This window comes from Kineococcus sp. NPDC059986 (assembly GCF_040702905.1).
Classification (GTDB): domain Bacteria; phylum Actinomycetota; class Actinomycetes; order Actinomycetales; family Kineococcaceae; genus Kineococcus.
Window position 1 is genome coordinate 33,220 of record NZ_JBFBND010000012.1, and the last position, 15,698, is coordinate 48,917.

Here is a 15,698-nt window from a genome sequence, read left to right on the forward strand (position 1 = left end):
CCGTCAGAACTTCTCGGGGCGCAGCAGCGCGTACAACAGGTATCCGGCGATCACGACGGCGAGCACGAGGCCCACCGCCGCCGTGGCGCTCACCGGCGCTCCAGCGCGCGCACCAGCAGGGCGCCGGCGGCGGCCAGGGCGAGGGTCAGGGCGACGAACCCGACGTCGAGCACGGGGGACTCCAGGGTGAGACGGGGTGGCGGGATCGAACCCGACCACCTCAGCACCGCCGGTGGCCCGCTCCCGCGGTCCTGACGCGTCCTTGACGGTCCGGGGCGTCCTCGTTGACGCCTTCCTGACGCGGGCCCTCGGTCACGTCACCGGGTCACGTCACCGGGTGGCCGCGCCCTCCGTCGCGTCGGCCGCGAAGTCGGCCGGCCGGAAGCGCCCCTCGTGCAGCCGGCCCTCGATCTCTTCCAGGCTCCGCCCCGTCAGCTCCGGCATGCGCCGGTACAGGAACACGAACGCCAGGACGTTGAAGAGGGCGTAGAGCCAGAACGTCTGCCCCGTCCCGATGGTGTCGATGACGCTCAGCAGGGTCAGCGTGATGAGCAGGTTGGTGCCCCACAGCGCTGCGGACTGCGCCGCGGCACCGGCCGAGCGGACGGCCAGCGGGTAGACCTCGGACCCGGTGAGCCAGCCCATGAGCTGGATGCCGCCGGCCGTGAAGGCCATGAACGCCACGAGGGTGGCGATGATCCACGGCACCTGCGCCTTGCCGCTGTGGCCGGTGACGAAGAACGTCCCGAGGACGACCATGGCCAGCACGGCACCGGGCAGGGTGACGAGCGTCAGGCGACGGCGTCCGACCCGGTCGATGACGGCCAACCCCACGAGCTGGGCCACGAGGTACGTCGCCCCCAGTGCCACCGAGACCCGCAACGCCGTGGACTGCGGGAAGTCGTTGTCGGTGAGGATCGTCGGGGAGTAGTAGACGATCATCTCGATCCCGGACAGCTGCGTGAAGACCGCCAGCCCGCAGCCGACGACCACCGCGGGCCGGACCCAGCCCTCCCTCCACCCCCGCCAGCCGCGCGTGCGCGACGCGCCCTCCTCGCGGACCAGCTCGCCGATCTCGCGAAGTTCCGCGTCCACGTCCGCGGAGTCGGGCCGCACCCGCTCCAGCGAGGTGCGCGCGTCGTCCTGCCGGTCGGCCCCGAGGAGCCAGCGCGGGCTCTCGGGCAACCGCAGCATGAGGACGAGCATCACCGCGGCCGGCACGGCGGCCGCGCCGATCGAGACCCGCCAGTCGACGGCCTCGCTGGCGCCCACGACCGTCGCGATCAGGATGCCGGCGCCGATCGCGATCTGGAAGCAGAGCACGAGCCGTCCCCGGTACGCCGTGGGCGACAGTTCCGCGACGTACGTGGGGGCGGTCTGCGTGGCCCCGCCGACGGCGAAGCCCAGCACGAGCCGGGCGAGGGACAGCAGTTCGGGGTTCGGGGCCAGGGCGGCGCCGACCGTGCCGACGACGAACACGACGGCGACGACGAGCAGCGTCCCGCGCCGGCCCCGGCGTTCGCTGAGGCGGCTGCACGTCAGGGCGCCCACGACGGCGCCGGCGAGGATCGAGGCCGCGATGACCTGCTCCCAGCCGTTGCCGATGCTGAACTCGTCGCCGATCTGCAGCAGCGCGCCGGAGATGATCCCGGTGTCGTAGCCGTAGAGGAGGCCCGAGACGGCGGAGACGAGGGCCACGACGACGACCGCACCGGTCAGCTCCCCTCCCCGCGTCGCGTCGGACGTGTGAGCTGCGCCACGTGATCGGTCCACGTTCCCGACCCAAGCACCGCAAAGCCACCGGCGCGCGTCGGGACCCCGGGACGGTCCCCTGACGCGTTCCTGACGCTCGTTGACGCGGGTTTGACGCCTCCTCCCCTCCCCCCGCGCGGGGCACCGGCCGACGCTGGGAGGCATGAGCACCGTCCCCTCCTCACCCCCCGCCAGACAGCCCGCGAGACCGCCCGCGAGACCCCCCGCACTGGGACCGGACCTGCGCCTGCCGCCCCCGGTCCTGCTGCTCGCCGTCGGGCTGGCACTCGTCGTCCTCGCCGTCGTGTGCGACGCGGCCGGGCTGCGCGGGCCGGCCGCCACCGTCCTGTTCCTCGGTGCGGTCCTGGCCGGTTCGCTGGACACCCGGCCCGCGTTCGCCCTGCTCACGGCGTTCGCCGCGTGGGCCGTGCTCACGGGTTTCGTCACCGGCCACGACGGAGTCCTGCGCTTCGGCGACGGACGCTGGCAGGAACTGCTGCTGTTCGCGGCGGCGGCCCTGCTGACGGGCGCGGCCGACCGCGTCCGCCGGGCCGGAGTGCGCCGGTGACGCGCACCGGACGCGGCGCCGCGCTCGCCCTGGGCACCCTCGCGTTCGGCGTCACCGCCACCACCCTGGCCCACGCCTCCCCCGCCGCGACCGTCCTCGTCCTCGTGGCCACGACCCTCGTCGGCGCCCTGGGGCTCCCGGGGTGGGCGACGGCCGCCCCGGCGCTCGTCGTCGCCGCCCTGCACACGGTCGTCCTCGACCCCCGCGGCGCCGGACCGGACCGGGCCGAGGACGTCCTGCTCCTCGCGGCCGCCGCCGCCACGGGCTGGTTCTGCGGCCGTCGGGCCGCCCGGACAGCGGACCCGCGGGGGCGCACCGCCAGCACGTAGGCTGCGCGGGTGCTCGTCGTCCACGGTCTCTGGACCCGGCAGCACCGGCTGGCCCTGTGGGTGGAGGCCCCCCGCCGCCGTCCGGGTCCCGCCCGGCCCGGCGACCTGGCCGAGCTCGCCTCCGGAGCCCGGACGTCGACGGACCTGGCCCGCGCGCTGGCCGCCCCCACCACGGGCACCCTCTCCCTCCTGCTGCCGTGCACCCCGTCCGGCCGACCGGCCGCCTCGACGGGCCGGCCCCGGGCCGACCTGCGGCTGCTGCCCGTCGACCTCGACGTCGCCGAGCTCGGCGGGGAGCGGGCCGTCGCGCTCTTCGCCGAACTGGCCCGCGAACCCCGCGACGAGCGCGCGGTCGCACTGTCCGACGGTCTGCGCTGGCTCGTGCACGTGGCCGCCGCCGCCCGCCGGGCCGTCGACGCCGGGCACGTCCTGCCCGACCTGCACCCCACCGGTGACGGGGGGTTCACGGCCCGCTGGGTCCCCGCCCCCGACCGCGCGCTCGGCCGGTGGCGCGCGGCGGTGGCCGAGGCGTGCCCGCCCGTGCTGCGCGCCGAACGGTCTCCCGGCGGGCCCCGCCAGGGACCGCCCGCGGCGCTCGACCTCCTCGACGACGTCTGCGCGGTCGTCGTCGACGTCCTCGTCGCCGCCCGGACCGCCGGGGTCGTCCCCCACGACCTGCCCGAGGGCGCCGGGCCCCGCGCGTGGGTGGACGCCCTGCGCACGGGCCGGACCCTGCGCGGCGAGGGCTGGCCGGCCCTGTCCCGCCGCGTGCGGGAGTGGCAGCGCAGCGGCGAGGAGGCCGGGTACGACGTCCTGCTGCGCGTCGTCGAACCCGACCCGTGGGAGGACGTCCCGCAGGCCCTGGCGGACGGGCACCTCGACGGGAGCGGGGAGACCGAGGACGCGGACGCCCCCGACCAGACCTGGCGGCTGCAGGTGCGGCTGCGGCCCCTCGACGACCCCAGCCTCGTCCTGACGCTGGAGGAGGCCCGGACCGAGTCGCGCACGGCCGGTCCGGGAGGCGGTGGGGAGGACCCGCTGCTCGTCCTGCTGACGGGTGCCGCGCGGGCCGGGGCCGCGCACCCGCCGCTGAAGCGCCTGCTGGGCGGCCGGACCGACGCGGCCGCGCAGGACGGCGTGGAACTGTCGATCGCCGAGCTCCTCGACCTCGTCGAGCACGGTGCCCCGCGCCTGGACGCCGCCGGGATCGCCGTGCAACTGCCGCGGCACTGGACCCGCAAGGCGCTGACGTTCTCGCTCTCGGCGGCCGCCACCCAGCCCGGGGTCATCACCGACCCGCAGGTGCGCAAGGACGACCTGCTCGACTTCCGGTGGCAGGCGGCGCTCGGCGACTCCCCCGTCACCGAGGCCGAACTGCTCGCGCTCGCCGCCTCGAAGGCGTCCCTCGTGCGGTTCCGCGGGGAGTGGGTCCAGGTCGACGCCGAGGCCCTCGCCCGCAGCGCCCGGTTCCTGCGCACCCGCGGCACCGGCCGCGCCACGCTCCTCGACGTCCTGGCCGCCGTCGGCACGGGCCGGGACCTGCCCGGCCCCGTGACGTCGGTGGACGCGCGGGGTGTGCTCGGCGACGTGCTGTCCGGGAACGCCGCCGAGCGGCTGCCCGAACTCCCCGACCCGCCGGGGCTGCAGGCGGTCCTGCGGCCCTACCAGCGGCGCGGCCTGACCTGGCTGGCGACGATGTCGCAGCTGGGGCTCGGCGCCGTCCTGGCCGACGACATGGGGCTGGGCAAGACGCTGCAGCTGCTCGCGCTGCTCGCGCACGAACGGGCCGGGGGCGAGGGCCCGGGGCCGACGCTGCTCGTCTGCCCGATGTCCGTCGTGGGGAACTGGGCCGCCGAGGCGGCGAGGTTCACCCCGGACCTGCGCGTGCACGTCCACCACGGCCCCGCCCGCCCCCGCGGGGCGGAGTTCACCGCGCTCGCCGCCGAGCGCGACCTGGTCGTCACGACGTACGGGCTCCTCGTGCGCGACGTCGCCGACCTCGCCGCCGCGGACTGGCACCGCCTCGCCCTCGACGAGGCCCAGTACGTCAAGAACGCCAACACCCGGCAGGCCCGCGCCGTCCGGGCCGTCGGCTCGCGGCACCGCGTCGCGCTCACCGGAACCCCGGTGGAGAACCGCCTCGAGGACCTGCGCGCCGTCCTGGACGCCACCAACCCCGGGCTCCTCGGCAGCGCCGCGACGTTCCGCGACCGGTTCGCCGTGCCCATCGAGAAGCTCGGCCACGCCGAACCGGCGCAGCGCCTCGCGCTCGTCACCCGGCCGTTCGTCCTGCGCCGGGTCAAGACGGACCCGGCCGTGGCCGGCGACCTGCCCGAGAAGATCGAGATGACGGTGCGGGCCAACCTCACCCCCGAACAGGCGGCGTTGTACCGGCGGGCCGTCGACGACCTCACCGAACGGTTGCAGGACAAGGACTCCGACCCGGGCGGGTTGTCGCGACGCGGGCTGGTCCTGGCCGCCCTCACACGCCTGAAGCAGATCTGCAACCACCCCGCGCACTACCTCGGGGACTCCTCCCCCGTGCTGCACCGGGGCCGGCACCGCTCGGGCAAGCTGCAACTGCTCGACGACATCGTCACCGCAGCCCGCGCCGAGGGCGAGAAGGTCCTGTGCTTCACGCAGTTCGCGGAGTTCGGCCACCTGCTCGGCCCGCACCTGGCGGGTCTGACGGGTGAACCCGTGCCGTTCCTGCACGGCGGGGTGAGCCGGCGGGGGCGCGACGCGATGGTCGAGGAGTTCGGCCGGGCCGACGGTCCGGGCGTCATGCTGCTCTCGCTCAAGGCCGGGGGGACGGGGCTGAACCTGGTGGCCGCCAACCACGTCGTGCACGTCGACCGCTGGTGGAACCCCGCCGTCGAGGACCAGGCGACCGACCGGGCGTTCCGCATCGGGCAGCACCGGCAGGTGCAGGTCCGCAAGCTCGTCAGCGTCGGGACCGTGGAGGAGCGCGTGGACGCCGTCATCAGCCGCAAGCGCGACCTCGCCGACCGGGTGGTCGGCAGCGGTGAGGGCTGGATCACCGACCTCGACACCGACGCGCTGCGCGAACTCCTGCGCCTCGGTGACGACGCGGTGGGCGACTGATGGACTTCTCCCAGTACGGCAGGCGGCGGCCCGGTGGCGGGGCCCGGCTGCGTTCCCAGCGCGGGCGGATCGCGCAGAACTGGTGGTCCCAGCGGTTCGTCGACGCCGTGGAGCGCGGTGGGGACCGCGGCCGGTTGCAGCGCGGGCGCACCTACGCCCGGGCCGGTCAGGTCGTGGAACTGCGCCCCCGCCCCGGAGCCGTCGGCGCCCGGGTCCAGGGGTCGCGCCCCCGCCCGTACCTCGTCGAGCTGACGGTGCGGCGCTGGACGCCCGCCGAGGTCGACGCGGTCGTCGCGACCGTCGTGGAGAACCCGCTGCTCATCGCGCCGCTGTTCGAGGGCGACGTCCCGCCGGGGCTGGTCGACCTGCTCGCCGGCATCGGCGTCGACCTGCTGCCGGCCGACGCCGAGGTCACCTACGACTGCAGCTGCCCCGACGACGGCGAACCCTGCAAGCACGCGGCGGCCGTCGTCTACGCGCTCGCCGAGGAGCTCGACGCCGCCCCCGCCACGACGCTGACCCTGCGCGGGGTCGAGCTGTCGGACCTGGTGCGCCGCATCACCGACGCGGCGTCGGGACCGTCCGACCCCGTCGAGGACCTCACGGTCCACGTGGCGCGGTTCCACCGCCTCGCCGGGGACCTGCCGGACCTCGGGCTGCGGGACCGGGTGCCAGGGCGGACCGTGGCCGACGACCTCGACGACCTCGTCCTGGGTCCCGGGGCGGCGGGGACGGCCGACGTGCTGCGGCCCTTCTTCGTCGCCCTGCGCCGGGAACCACCGCGCCGGGAACCGCCCCGTCAGGGCCGCGCGTAACGGGTCACGAACCGTCGCCACACCTGCGGGGCGAACGGCGCCGTCGTCGTCCGCAACCGGGCGGCGAGGGCGTCGAACTCCTCGGGGGCGAAGTAGCCCTCGTCGCGGTACACCCCGCACCGCTCGACGAAACCCTCCGCGTCCAGCTCGGGGTGGAACTGCGTCGCGTAGACGTTGCGGCCCACCCGGAACGCCTGCACCGGGCAGGGGCCGGACGTCGCGAGCAGCACCGCACCGGGCGGGGTCGCGTGCAACGCCTCCTTGTGCCCGACGTAGGCGTCGAACACGGTCGGCAGGGCGCCGAACACCGGGTCCCGCCGACCGTCGGCCGTGAGTTCGACCGGGACGGTGCCGACGGGTTCGGCGTGCTCGCGGTCGACCGTCCCGCCCTGGTGCACCCCGAGCGTCCCGATGCCGTAGCAGGCGCCGAGGAAGGGGACGTCGCGGGCGACGACCTCGTCGAGCAGGGTGTGCAGCTCCTCCTCCACCCGCAGCTGGGCGGCGGACTTGGCGTCCTGCGGGTCGGACGTGCAGTACGGGCTGCCCGCCAGGACGATCCCGGACCAGTCGTCGAGGTCGAGGTCGGGCAGCGGGTCGCGCTCGAGCCGGAACGCCTCCAGCCCACCGGGTCCCAGCCCGCCCTCCCGGGCGAAGGCGGCGACCTCGGACGCGGCCACCGCGTCGTCCTCGCGGGTGGCCAGCAGCAGGAACGGCTTCACCCGCGCACCCTAACCAGCGGGTGGGTGGTGCGCGGGTGGAGCCGCCCGGCTCAGGGTTGGACGTCGAAGTCGACGTCCACGGGCGTGCTGACCGACGCGACCCGCGGGCCCCCGTCGCCCACGTCCCCGAGCCAGCGGGTGGTGCGGACGGACGTGGCCTGGAAGCGCGTGAACGTCGGGGTCTGGCCGGCCGCGCACGTCACCGGCGGGCCGAACTGGAAGCCGTAGAGGAGCTGGGTGAAGCTGACGTGGGTCCGGACCTGCGTCGCACCCGGGGCGACCCGGCCCATGCCGTCGGAGAACTTCGACCCGAAGGCCCACGTGTCGTTGCCCACCGAACGGGTCTGCACGAACCGCTCCGAACCGTCCACGAGGACCCCGTCGGCCGTCACGCACCCCGCGAAGGCGTTGCCCGTCACCGAGGTGGCGGTGATCGAGGGACCGGGAACGGCCGCGAAGGACGACACGACCGTGTCGCCCTGCACCCGGTGGGCGATGGCGGGCGCCACCGTGAAGGTGGTGTCGAGCGTGTTGTTGCCCTCGTTCGACTCCCGGATGCGCGCGGCGTCGTCGACGAACGCGCGCAGACGGTGCGTTCCCGCCGTCGCCGTCCACGTCGCCGAGCCGCCGGGACCCCCGACCGCACCGAGGGTGACGACGTTCCCCGGCGCCAGGGAGTCCGTGAACTGGTCCGACCACGTGACGAGCCGGCCGTCCACCTGGAACCCGATCCCGCTGATCGTCCCCGAGGGAGTGGGTGCGCTCCCCCGGTTCTGGATCGTCACCGCGAAGCGGACCTGCTGGCCCGCAACCGTTCCCGGCGGCAGAGCCACCGACGTCACCACGAGGTCGGGGGCCGGCGCAACCGCGCTGACGGCTCCCGCCCCGGCCACCGAACCCACCACGACCACACCTGCCGCCAGAACGCGGACAGCCTTCGAAAAGCTCACGTGATCCCCCCGGACCTGTCGTCCCCCGCGCGACCCCCCGTCGCGCGAGGCTCACCGTAGACCCACGACTGGGCCGAACGGGTGAGTTCCGACAGATCCGGCGAGGAACCTCAGACGGGCACGATCTCCGGGGCCTGCAGCCGCACCGCGTCCGCGGACGCGTCGTCCGGCTGCTCCTGGGAGGCGCGCTCGGCGGCGACCCGCTGGAGGTAGGTCTTCACCTCCGTTGCGCGCTCCTCGTCGTCCCACCCGAGCGGTCCGGCCATGAGGTCGGCGGCCAGTTCGGCCGACTCCGTCCCGCGGTCGTAGGTCTCGATGGAGATGCGCGTGCGACGGGCGAGCACGTCGTCGAGGTGGCGGGCCCCCTCGTGCGTCACGGCGTAGACGACCTCGGCCTTCAGGTAGTCGTCGGCGTGCGGCAGCACCTCGCCCAGCGTCGGGTCCTGCGCGATGAGCGCGAGCACCTCGTCGATGGCCGAGCCGTACCGGTTGAGCAGGTGCTCCACGTGGTCGACGTGGATCCCGGCGCGCGCGGCGAGACCGTGCCGCTGGTTCCACATCGCGTGGTACCCCTCGGCGCCGACCATCGGGACGTCCTCGGTGGTCGAGGCGGGCACCTTGCCGTCCAGACCCTCGACGGCCACGTCGACGGCGTCCTTGGCCATGACGCGGTACGTCGTGTACTTCCCACCCGCGACGACGACCAGACCCGGCACGGGGTGCCCGACGACGTGTTCGCGGGAGAGCTTGGAGGTCGACTCCGACTCCCCCGACAGCAGCGGCCGCAGCCCCGCGTAGACGCCCTGGACGTCCTCGCGCGTCAGCGGGGACTTCAGGACGGCGTTGGCGTGCTGGAGGACGTAGTCGATGTCCGCGCTGGTCGCGGCGGGGTGCGCCTTGTCCATCGTCCAGTCGGTGTCCGTCGTCCCGATGATCCAGTGCCGGCCCCACGGGATGATGAACAGGACGGACTTCTCGGTGCGCAGGATCAGGCCGGTCTTGGACTGGATCCGGTCCCGCGGCACGACGAGGTGGATGCCCTTGGAGGCCCGCACCTTGAACTGCCCGCGGGCGTTGACGAGTTCCTGGGTCTCGTCGGTCCAGACCCCGGTCGCGTTGATGACCTGCTTGGTGCGGACGCGGATCTCCTCACCGGACTCCAGGTCCACGAGGACCGCCCCGACGACGCGCTCGCCCTCGCGGACGAACTCCTTGACGCGCGTGCGGTTGGCCACGAGCGCGCCGTAGGTCGCCGCGGTGCGGGCGATCGTCAGGGTGTGCCGGGCGTCGTCGACCTGGCCGTCGTAGTACTGGATGGCGCCCACCATGGCGTCCTTGCGGATGCCGGGGGCCTCCTTCGCGACACCGCGCCGGGTGAGGTGCCGGTGCAGCGGGAAACCCTTGTTGTTGCCGCTCGAGATGGCCATGCCGTCGTACAGCGCGATGCCGGACCCGACGTAGGGCCGCTCGGCGAACCGCTTGGACAGCGGGTACAGGAACGGCACGGGCTTGACGAGGTGCGGGGCGAGCTTGTTGCGCAGCAGCCCGCGTTCGGACAGCGCCTCGTGCACGAGGGCGAAGTCGAGCATCTCCAGGTAGCGCAGGCCACCGTGGATGAGCTTGCTCGACCGGCTCGACGTGCCCGACGCCCAGTCCCGGGCCTCGACCATCGCGGTCCGCAGACCGCGCGTCACCGCGTCCAGCGCGGCCCCCGTCCCGACGACCCCGCCACCGATGACGAGGACGTCGAGCTCACCTTCTGCCATCTCGCGCAGCGCGTCCGTCCGTGCCTGCGGTGACAGTGCCTTGATCTCCACGTCCTGCTCCTCAGCTTCTTCCGTACCGGTTCGACTGGTTCTGCTCCATGGTGGGCGCCGGGCGCGCCTGACGCGCGCCCGGCGCCGTCCTGGGGGGTGTCGTCAGTCGACGTCCACCCAGTTCAACGTCCGCTCGACGGCTTTCTTCCACCCGCCGTAGCCGTCGGTGCGCTGCTGCTCGTCCCAGGTGGGCTCCCAGCGGGCGCCCTCGTTCCAGTTCTCGCGCAGCTCGTCGAGGTTCTTCCAGAACCCGACGGCCAGGCCGGCGGCGTAGGCCGCGCCCAGCGCCGTCGTCTCGGCCACGACGGGCTTGGAGACGGGGACGCCGAGGATGTCGGCCTGGAGCTGCATGCAGAGCTGGTTGGCGGTGATGCCGCCGTCGACCTTGAGCACCTCGACCTCGACGCCGGAGTCGGCGGTCATGGCCTCGGTGACGTCGCGGCTCTGGTAGCAGATCGCCTCGAGCGCGGCCCGGGCGATGTGCGCGTTGGTGTTGTAGCGCGAGAGCCCGACGATGGCGCCGCGGGCGTCGGAGCGCCAGTACGGCGCGAACAACCCGGAGAAGGCCGGCACGAAGTAGCAGCCGCCGGAGTCCTCCACCTGGCGGGCCAGCGACTCCGACTCCCCGGCGCCGGAGATGATGCCGAGCTGGTCGCGCAGCCACTGGATGGCCGAGCCGGTGACGGCGATCGAGCCCTCGAGGGCGTAGACCGGCTTCTCGTCGTTGAACTGGTAGCAGACCGTGGTCAGCAGCCCGGCCTTGGAGCGCACGAGCTCCTCACCGGTGTTCAGCAGCATGAAGTTGCCGGTGCCGTAGGTGTTCTTGGCCATGCCGGGGTCGAAGCAGACCTGCCCGACCATGGCGGCCTGCTGGTCGCCGAGGATGCCGGTCAGCTTGACCTTGCCGCCCAGGGGGCCGGTCTCCAGGGTCTCGCCGTAGCCCTCGGTGTAGGAGGACGGCTTGATCGTCGGCAGCATCTGGCGGGGGATGCCGAAGATCGCGAGCAGCTCGTCGTCCCAGTCGAGGGTCTCGAGGTCCATCAGCATCGTGCGGCTGGCGTTGGTGACGTCGGTGACGTGGGCACCGCCGCGGGGGCCGCCGGTGAGGTTCCAGATCAGCCAGGAGTCGGTGTTGCCGAAGACGGCGTCACCCTTCTCCGCGGCCTCGCGCACCCCGTCGACGTTCTCCAGGATCCACTGGATCTTGCCGCCGGAGAAGTAGGTGGCGGGGGGCAGACCGGTCTTCTGTCGGATCTTCTGGCCGCGTTCGTCGCGGTCCAGGGCCGAGGCGATCCGGTCGGTGCGGGTGTCCTGCCAGACGATCGCGTTGTAGTACGGGCGACCGGTGTTCTTGTTCCACACGACGGCGGTCTCGCGCTGGTTGGTGATGCCCAGGGCGGCGAGGTCCTTGCACGTCAGGTTGGCCTGGCGCAGACCGGACTGGATGACCGAGCTGGTGCGCTCCCAGATCTCGATCGGGTCGTGCTCGACCCAGCCGGGCTTGGGCATGATCTGGGTGTGCTCGAGCTGGTACTTGGCGATCTCGTTGCCGCTGTGGTCGAAGACCATGAAACGGCTGGAGGTGGTGCCCTGGTCGACCGCTCCGACGTACTGGGGGCCGCTGCCGGTGTCTGCCATGTCGTGTTCCGTTCTCTGCGTCGAGTGGCTCTGCGTCGAGTGCTACGGGTCTGACGGTGGGGAGGGGTGGATCAGTCGTCGGTGCGGACGCGACCCTCGGGTTCGGCCGCGGCCTCGTCCGGCAGGTGCCGCTCGACGAGGACCTTGTAGAGGCCGCCGCCGACGAGACCGCCGAGCATCGGCGCCACGATCGGCACCCAGAAGTAGAAGGCGCCGCCCGGTTCGCGCATCGCCGTGGAGTACCCGGTGACGAACGAGGCCAGGCGCGGGCCGAAGTCGCGGGCCGGGTTGATGGCGTAGCCGGCGTTGGAACCCCACGCCATGCCGATGCCGACGACGACGAGGCCGACGATGAACGGGGCCAGGTTCGCCCCCGGCGGCATGGCCTTGGTCTGACTGATGGCGAAGATGAGGAACACGAGGATCGCGGTGCCCACGACCTGGTCGAGGAAGGCCGTGCCGATGCTGACGTTCGCCCCGGGCAGCGTCGAGAAGATCCCCTGGCTCGTGTACGTGTGGCCGGGGTCCAGCGCGTCGATCGCGTCGGCGTACACCCAGCGGATCAGCAGGGCCGCGACGAAGGCGCCCGCGAACTGGGCGACGACGTAGGGCAGCACCTTCTTCCAGGAGAAGCCCTGGAAGACCGCGAGCGCCACGGTGACGGCGGGGTTCAGGTGGGCGCCGGTGGTGCGGCCGGCGACGTAGATGCCGAAGGTGACCCCCAGGCCCCAGGCCCAGTGGATCGAGTCGTCGCCGCCGTTCTTGCCCGCCACGACCTGCGCGACGACGCCGACGCCGAAGAGGATGAGGATCGCGGTGCCGGCGAACTCGGCGAGCATCTCGCCGGTGAGGGTGGGGGTGCGGGGCACGGCGCGGGCGGGCGCCGCCCCGGAGGAACTGCTGTGGGACATGTGAACTCCACGTTGAGTCGAGTGGTGCGGCTGTCGTTCTGCTTCCTTGCCGTGGTCGTGAAGGTAGGCAGGCCTCCGGACGGCGTCAACGCCGTGAGTTCGACGATGTCGAACGATTTCGTCGGCTCCGGACGCGGCGGGTGGTGACTGTCGGTGACAGGTCACCCGAACGGCTCAAGGGCGGCGCCCGACGTGCCGATGACGCGACCATGACGACGCTGGACTCCCGGCCGGACCTGCGCGCGGACCCCCTCGAGGAGGTCCTGCGCCCCGGTCTGCTGCGCACGGTCGTCCAGCCGGTCCACGACGTCCGCACGGGCCGCCCGGCGGCGGTCGAGGCGCTCCTGCGCGGACCCGCCGACAGCGCCCTGGCCACTCCCGCCCTGCTCTTCCGCGCCGCGGCCGCCGCCGGGCGGACGGGCGAGCTGGACCGGGCCGCCCTCGCCGCCCACGTCGCGGCGCTCGGGACCGCCGGCGTCCGGCGCACGGTCTTCCTCAACACCTCCCTCGACGGCTTCGCCGACCCGCTGGACCTGCCGGCGGAGTGGGACGTCGTGGTCGACGTCTCAGCCCGGACCCTGCTGCGCGCCCCGGGGGCGACGCTGCGCCTGCTGCAGCGCGTCCGGGCCCTCGGACTGAAGGTGGCGCTCGACGACGTGGGGGCCGACGTCGACGTGGCCGCCCTGCTGCCCGTCGTGCGGCCCGAGGTCGTCAAGCTCGACCTGCGGCTGCTGGCCCGGCGTCCCGCCGAGGAGGTCGCCGCGCTCGCGGGGGCCGTCGGCGCGCACGCGGCGCGCACGGGGGCGCTGGTGCTGGCGGAGTCCGTCGAGGACGCCGACGACCACCGGACCGCACTGACCCTGGGGGCCGACCTCGTCCAGGGCTGGGGTGTGGCGCACACGGTGCGCCCGCAGGACCTCGACACCCCCGCCGACCCCGGACCCGCCCTCCCCCCGCCCGCCCCCGGGCCGCCGACGTCCTGGACGTCGGTCCGCACCCGCCCCGTCCCCGCCGAGGTCGCCGAGGAGGTCCTCCTGCACCTGCGCTTGCGCACGCGGCGCCGGCAGGAGCCCGTGGTCCTGGTCTCGCTCGGTGGGACGGCCGCCCGCCGCGCGGCCGCCGACCTCGGGCGCGTCGCCGTCCGCGGGCACGCCGAGCTCGACGGCCACGGCCTGGCCGTCCTGGGCCCGGACGCGGCGTGCGTCGTCCTCGTCCGGCCCGGGCGCACCCCCGCCGACCGGGACCTGCTCGTCAGCCACGACCCCGCCGTGGTCGCCGGCCTCGTCGCCGACGTCCTGGTCACCGAGCGGGCACCGGGCCGCGAGGCGCCCGCACCGGCCCCCCGCCACACCACGCTCACCGACGTCGTGGCGGACGCCCTGGAGGCCGACCGCGTGACGGGGACCGGGACCGGGCTGCTGCTCGTGGGCGTCGACGGGACCTGCCGGCGCGGGGGCCGCGAGGCCGTCGTGCGCCGGATGCGCCGCGCCGTGCGGTCGGTGGACCGCTGGATCCCGCTGGGCCCGGACCTCTTCGCGGTCCTGCTCACGGGGCTGCCCCGTGCAGGCAGCGAGGGGGTCGTGGAGCGGGTGGCCGACGCGCTGCTGATGGCGGTCGAACTGGCCGTCGACGACCACCCGACGATGTCGGTGAGCATCGGGGCCAGCCTGGCCCCCGTCCGCGCGGTGACGGCGGCCGAGGCCCACCGCCAGGCCGACGCGGCCCTGGAATCGGCACGTGGTGCCGGTGGCGGCTGCGCGCGCATCTGGCCCGTCTGACAAGCTCGTCCCGCACGGGGTCGCACCGACCCGAGGGCCGCGACGTCGCGGCCGCTGCACGAGGAGTTGTGGGGAAGTCCGGGATGTCGGGGTACGTCGCGCTGCTGCGCGATCCGGTGGTGGCTCGTCCGTTCGTCGCGTCGGTGGTGGCGCGCATCCCGATCGCGACCGCCCCGCTGGGGCTCGTCCTGCTCGTGCGGGCGGCCCGCGACAACTACACGCTCGCCGGGATCGTCACCGGGCTGTTCGCCGTCGGTCTGGCCGTCGGCTCGCCCCTGTGGGGCCGGGCGATGGACCGGCACGGCCAGCCGCGGGTCCTCGTCCCCGCCGCGAGCGTGTCCGGCCTGCTGCTCCTGCTGCTCACCGCGGCGACCGTCTGGACGGCCGTGCCCGCCGTGGTCCTGCCCGTCCTGGCGCTGCTGGCCGGGGCCGCGTTCCCCCCGCTGAGCCCGGCGATGCGCTCGACCTGGCGCGTCGTGGTCACCGAGGAGCGGGCCCGGCGCCGCGGCTACGCGCTGGACGCCGCGGCCGTGGAGACGATCTTCGTCGGGGGGCCGCTGCTGCTGAGCGTGCTGCTCCTGCTCGGGATCGCGCCGTTGCCGCTCGTCGTCACCGTCGTCCTGCTCGTGGGCGGCACCCTCGTGTACGTCCGCTCCCCCGGGGCCCGTCGCGTCCGGCCGCAGCCGGTCGGCGCCGGGGGGCACGGGGTGGGGGCGGCCCTGCTGCACAGTCCCGGGTTCGTGCTGCTGCTGGCCGTGATGGCGGTCATGAGCATCGGGTTCGGCATCCTCGACGTCTCGATGGCCGGCCTGGCCGAGCACCTGCTCGGTTCGGCCGACCGGCTGGGCGTCCTGTTCGCCCCCATCGCGGGCGGGTCGGCGATCGGCGGCCTGCTGTACGGCAGCCGGGACTGGCGCAGCCCCGACCGCCGCCGGCTGCTCGTGACGCTGACGCTGTTCGGCAGTCTGCTGTTCACGGTGGCCTTCGCCGCGGGCGAGGGGATCCCGCTCGTGGTGCTGCTCGTCGTCCTGTTCTTCACGGGGCTGTTCATCTCCCCCAACCTCATCGCCGCGCAGGGGCTCGTCGACCTGCTCGCCCCGGGGCACCGGCTCGGGGAGGCGCAGGCGTGGCTGTCGACGGCCATCACGGCCGGCGCCGCCGTCGGGAACGCCGTCGCCGGGGTCCTGCTGGACGTCGCGGGGGCCCGCACGGCGCTCGGCGTCGCCGCGACGGCTGTCGTCGTCGCCGCCGCCGTGTGCCTGCTGGCGCAGCGTTCCTGGGCCGCCCGGCACCGCGAGCCCGTGGCCGTTCACTAG

General features: G+C 74.2%; 14 protein-coding genes. 6 read left to right on the top strand and 8 right to left on the bottom strand.

What is annotated here, in order from left to right; genetic code table 11:
* Positions 1–3 precede the first annotated feature (3 nt).
* The 3 genes from kdpF to AB0637_RS11165 all read right to left on the bottom strand — a co-directional run bounded on the left by kdpF (position 4) and on the right by AB0637_RS11165 (position 1,719).
* Positions 4–93, bottom strand: a complete 90-nt coding sequence (kdpF, locus tag AB0637_RS11155; protein WP_366172218.1) for a K(+)-transporting ATPase subunit F — start codon at positions 91–93, stop codon at positions 4–6.
* On the bottom strand, positions 90–227 hold the full coding sequence (locus AB0637_RS11160; RefSeq protein WP_366172219.1) for a hypothetical protein: 138 nt from the start codon (positions 225–227) through the stop codon (positions 90–92). Before AB0637_RS11160 ends, kdpF begins: the two co-directional genes overlap by 4 nt.
* A 103-nt stretch (positions 228–330) precedes the next feature.
* Positions 331–1,719: a sugar porter family MFS transporter gene (locus AB0637_RS11165; RefSeq protein ID WP_366172324.1), complete on the bottom strand. Its 1,389-nt coding sequence runs from the start codon at positions 1,717–1,719 to the stop codon at positions 331–333.
* A 196-nt stretch (positions 1,720–1,915) separates the two neighbouring features.
* On the opposite strand from AB0637_RS11165, the gene AB0637_RS11170 reads away from it, so the two are divergent.
* The 4 genes from AB0637_RS11170 to AB0637_RS11185 are packed head-to-tail and all read left to right on the top strand — an operon-like array spanning position 1,916 to position 6,569.
* On the top strand, positions 1,916–2,320 hold the full coding sequence (locus AB0637_RS11170) for a hypothetical protein (protein WP_366172220.1): 405 nt from the start codon (positions 1,916–1,918) through the stop codon (positions 2,318–2,320).
* Positions 2,317–2,649, top strand: coding sequence for a hypothetical protein (locus AB0637_RS11175; protein WP_366172221.1), 333 nt, complete (start codon positions 2,317–2,319; stop codon positions 2,647–2,649). The genes AB0637_RS11170 and AB0637_RS11175 overlap by 4 nt, the downstream gene beginning before the upstream one ends.
* A 9-nt stretch (positions 2,650–2,658) precedes the next feature.
* Positions 2,659–5,754 carry a DEAD/DEAH box helicase gene (locus AB0637_RS11180; RefSeq protein WP_366172222.1) on the top strand — a complete coding sequence of 1,032 codons (3,096 nt, stop codon included), beginning with the start codon at positions 2,659–2,661 and terminating at the stop codon, positions 5,752–5,754.
* On the top strand, positions 5,754–6,569 hold the full coding sequence (locus tag AB0637_RS11185; protein ID WP_366172223.1) for an SWIM zinc finger family protein: 816 nt from the start codon (positions 5,754–5,756) through the stop codon (positions 6,567–6,569). The genes AB0637_RS11180 and AB0637_RS11185 overlap by 1 nt, the downstream gene beginning before the upstream one ends.
* Here the strand turns inward: AB0637_RS11185 and AB0637_RS11190 are convergent.
* From AB0637_RS11190 to AB0637_RS11210, 5 genes are all read right to left on the bottom strand, one after another.
* Complete coding sequence (locus tag AB0637_RS11190) at positions 6,554–7,288, bottom strand: glutamine amidotransferase (protein ID WP_366172224.1); 735 nt, start codon at positions 7,286–7,288, stop codon at positions 6,554–6,556. The two genes, AB0637_RS11185 and AB0637_RS11190, sit on opposite strands and share 16 nt — an antisense overlap.
* A gap of 50 nt (positions 7,289–7,338) precedes the next feature.
* Entirely contained in the window at positions 7,339–8,193 is an 855-nt protein-coding gene (locus tag AB0637_RS11195) for a CARDB domain-containing protein (protein ID WP_366172225.1), read from the bottom strand.
* A 155-nt stretch (positions 8,194–8,348) separates the two neighbouring features.
* Positions 8,349–10,004 carry a glycerol-3-phosphate dehydrogenase/oxidase gene (locus tag AB0637_RS11200; protein WP_366172325.1) on the bottom strand — a complete coding sequence of 552 codons (1,656 nt, stop codon included), beginning with the start codon at positions 10,002–10,004 and terminating at the stop codon, positions 8,349–8,351.
* A 153-nt stretch (positions 10,005–10,157) separates the two neighbouring features.
* Entirely contained in the window at positions 10,158–11,693 is a 1,536-nt protein-coding gene (gene glpK / locus AB0637_RS11205; protein WP_366172226.1) for a glycerol kinase GlpK, read from the bottom strand.
* 71 nt (positions 11,694–11,764) lie between these two features.
* The gene (locus AB0637_RS11210; RefSeq protein WP_366172228.1) at positions 11,765–12,604 is read right to left on the bottom strand and encodes an MIP/aquaporin family protein; all 840 of its coding nucleotides are present in this window, start codon (positions 12,602–12,604) and stop codon (positions 11,765–11,767) included.
* A 209-nt stretch (positions 12,605–12,813) separates the two neighbouring features.
* Here AB0637_RS11210 and AB0637_RS11215 point away from each other — a divergent pair, with 209 nt between their 5' ends.
* Both AB0637_RS11215 and AB0637_RS11220 read left to right on the top strand, forming a co-directional pair.
* Positions 12,814–14,382 carry an EAL domain-containing protein gene (locus tag AB0637_RS11215; protein WP_366172229.1) on the top strand — a complete coding sequence of 523 codons (1,569 nt, stop codon included), beginning with the start codon at positions 12,814–12,816 and terminating at the stop codon, positions 14,380–14,382.
* Between the two features lie 83 nt (positions 14,383–14,465).
* On the top strand, positions 14,466–15,698 hold the full coding sequence (locus tag AB0637_RS11220) for an MFS transporter (protein ID WP_366172231.1): 1,233 nt from the start codon (positions 14,466–14,468) through the stop codon (positions 15,696–15,698).

What these genes read in the sequence shown, in the direction of transcription:
- AB0637_RS11170 (WP_366172220.1), top strand. Translation starts at nt 1,916, where the DNA reads ATGAGCACCGTCCCCTCCTCACCCCCCGCCAGACAGCCCGCGAGACCG.
- AB0637_RS11185 (WP_366172223.1), top strand. Translation starts at nt 5,754, where the DNA reads ATGGACTTCTCCCAGTACGGCAGGCGGCGGCCCGGTGGCGGGGCCCGG.
- AB0637_RS11200 (WP_366172325.1), bottom strand. Translation starts at nt 10,004, where the DNA reads ATGGCAGAAGGTGAGCTCGACGTCCTCGTCATCGGTGGCGGGGTCGTC.
- glpK (WP_366172226.1), bottom strand. Translation starts at nt 11,693, where the DNA reads ATGGCAGACACCGGCAGCGGCCCCCAGTACGTCGGAGCGGTCGACCAG.
- AB0637_RS11210 (WP_366172228.1), bottom strand. Translation starts at nt 12,604, where the DNA reads ATGTCCCACAGCAGTTCCTCCGGGGCGGCGCCCGCCCGCGCCGTGCCC.
- AB0637_RS11215 (WP_366172229.1), top strand. Translation starts at nt 12,814, where the DNA reads ATGACGACGCTGGACTCCCGGCCGGACCTGCGCGCGGACCCCCTCGAG.
- AB0637_RS11220 (WP_366172231.1), top strand. Translation starts at nt 14,466, where the DNA reads ATGTCGGGGTACGTCGCGCTGCTGCGCGATCCGGTGGTGGCTCGTCCG.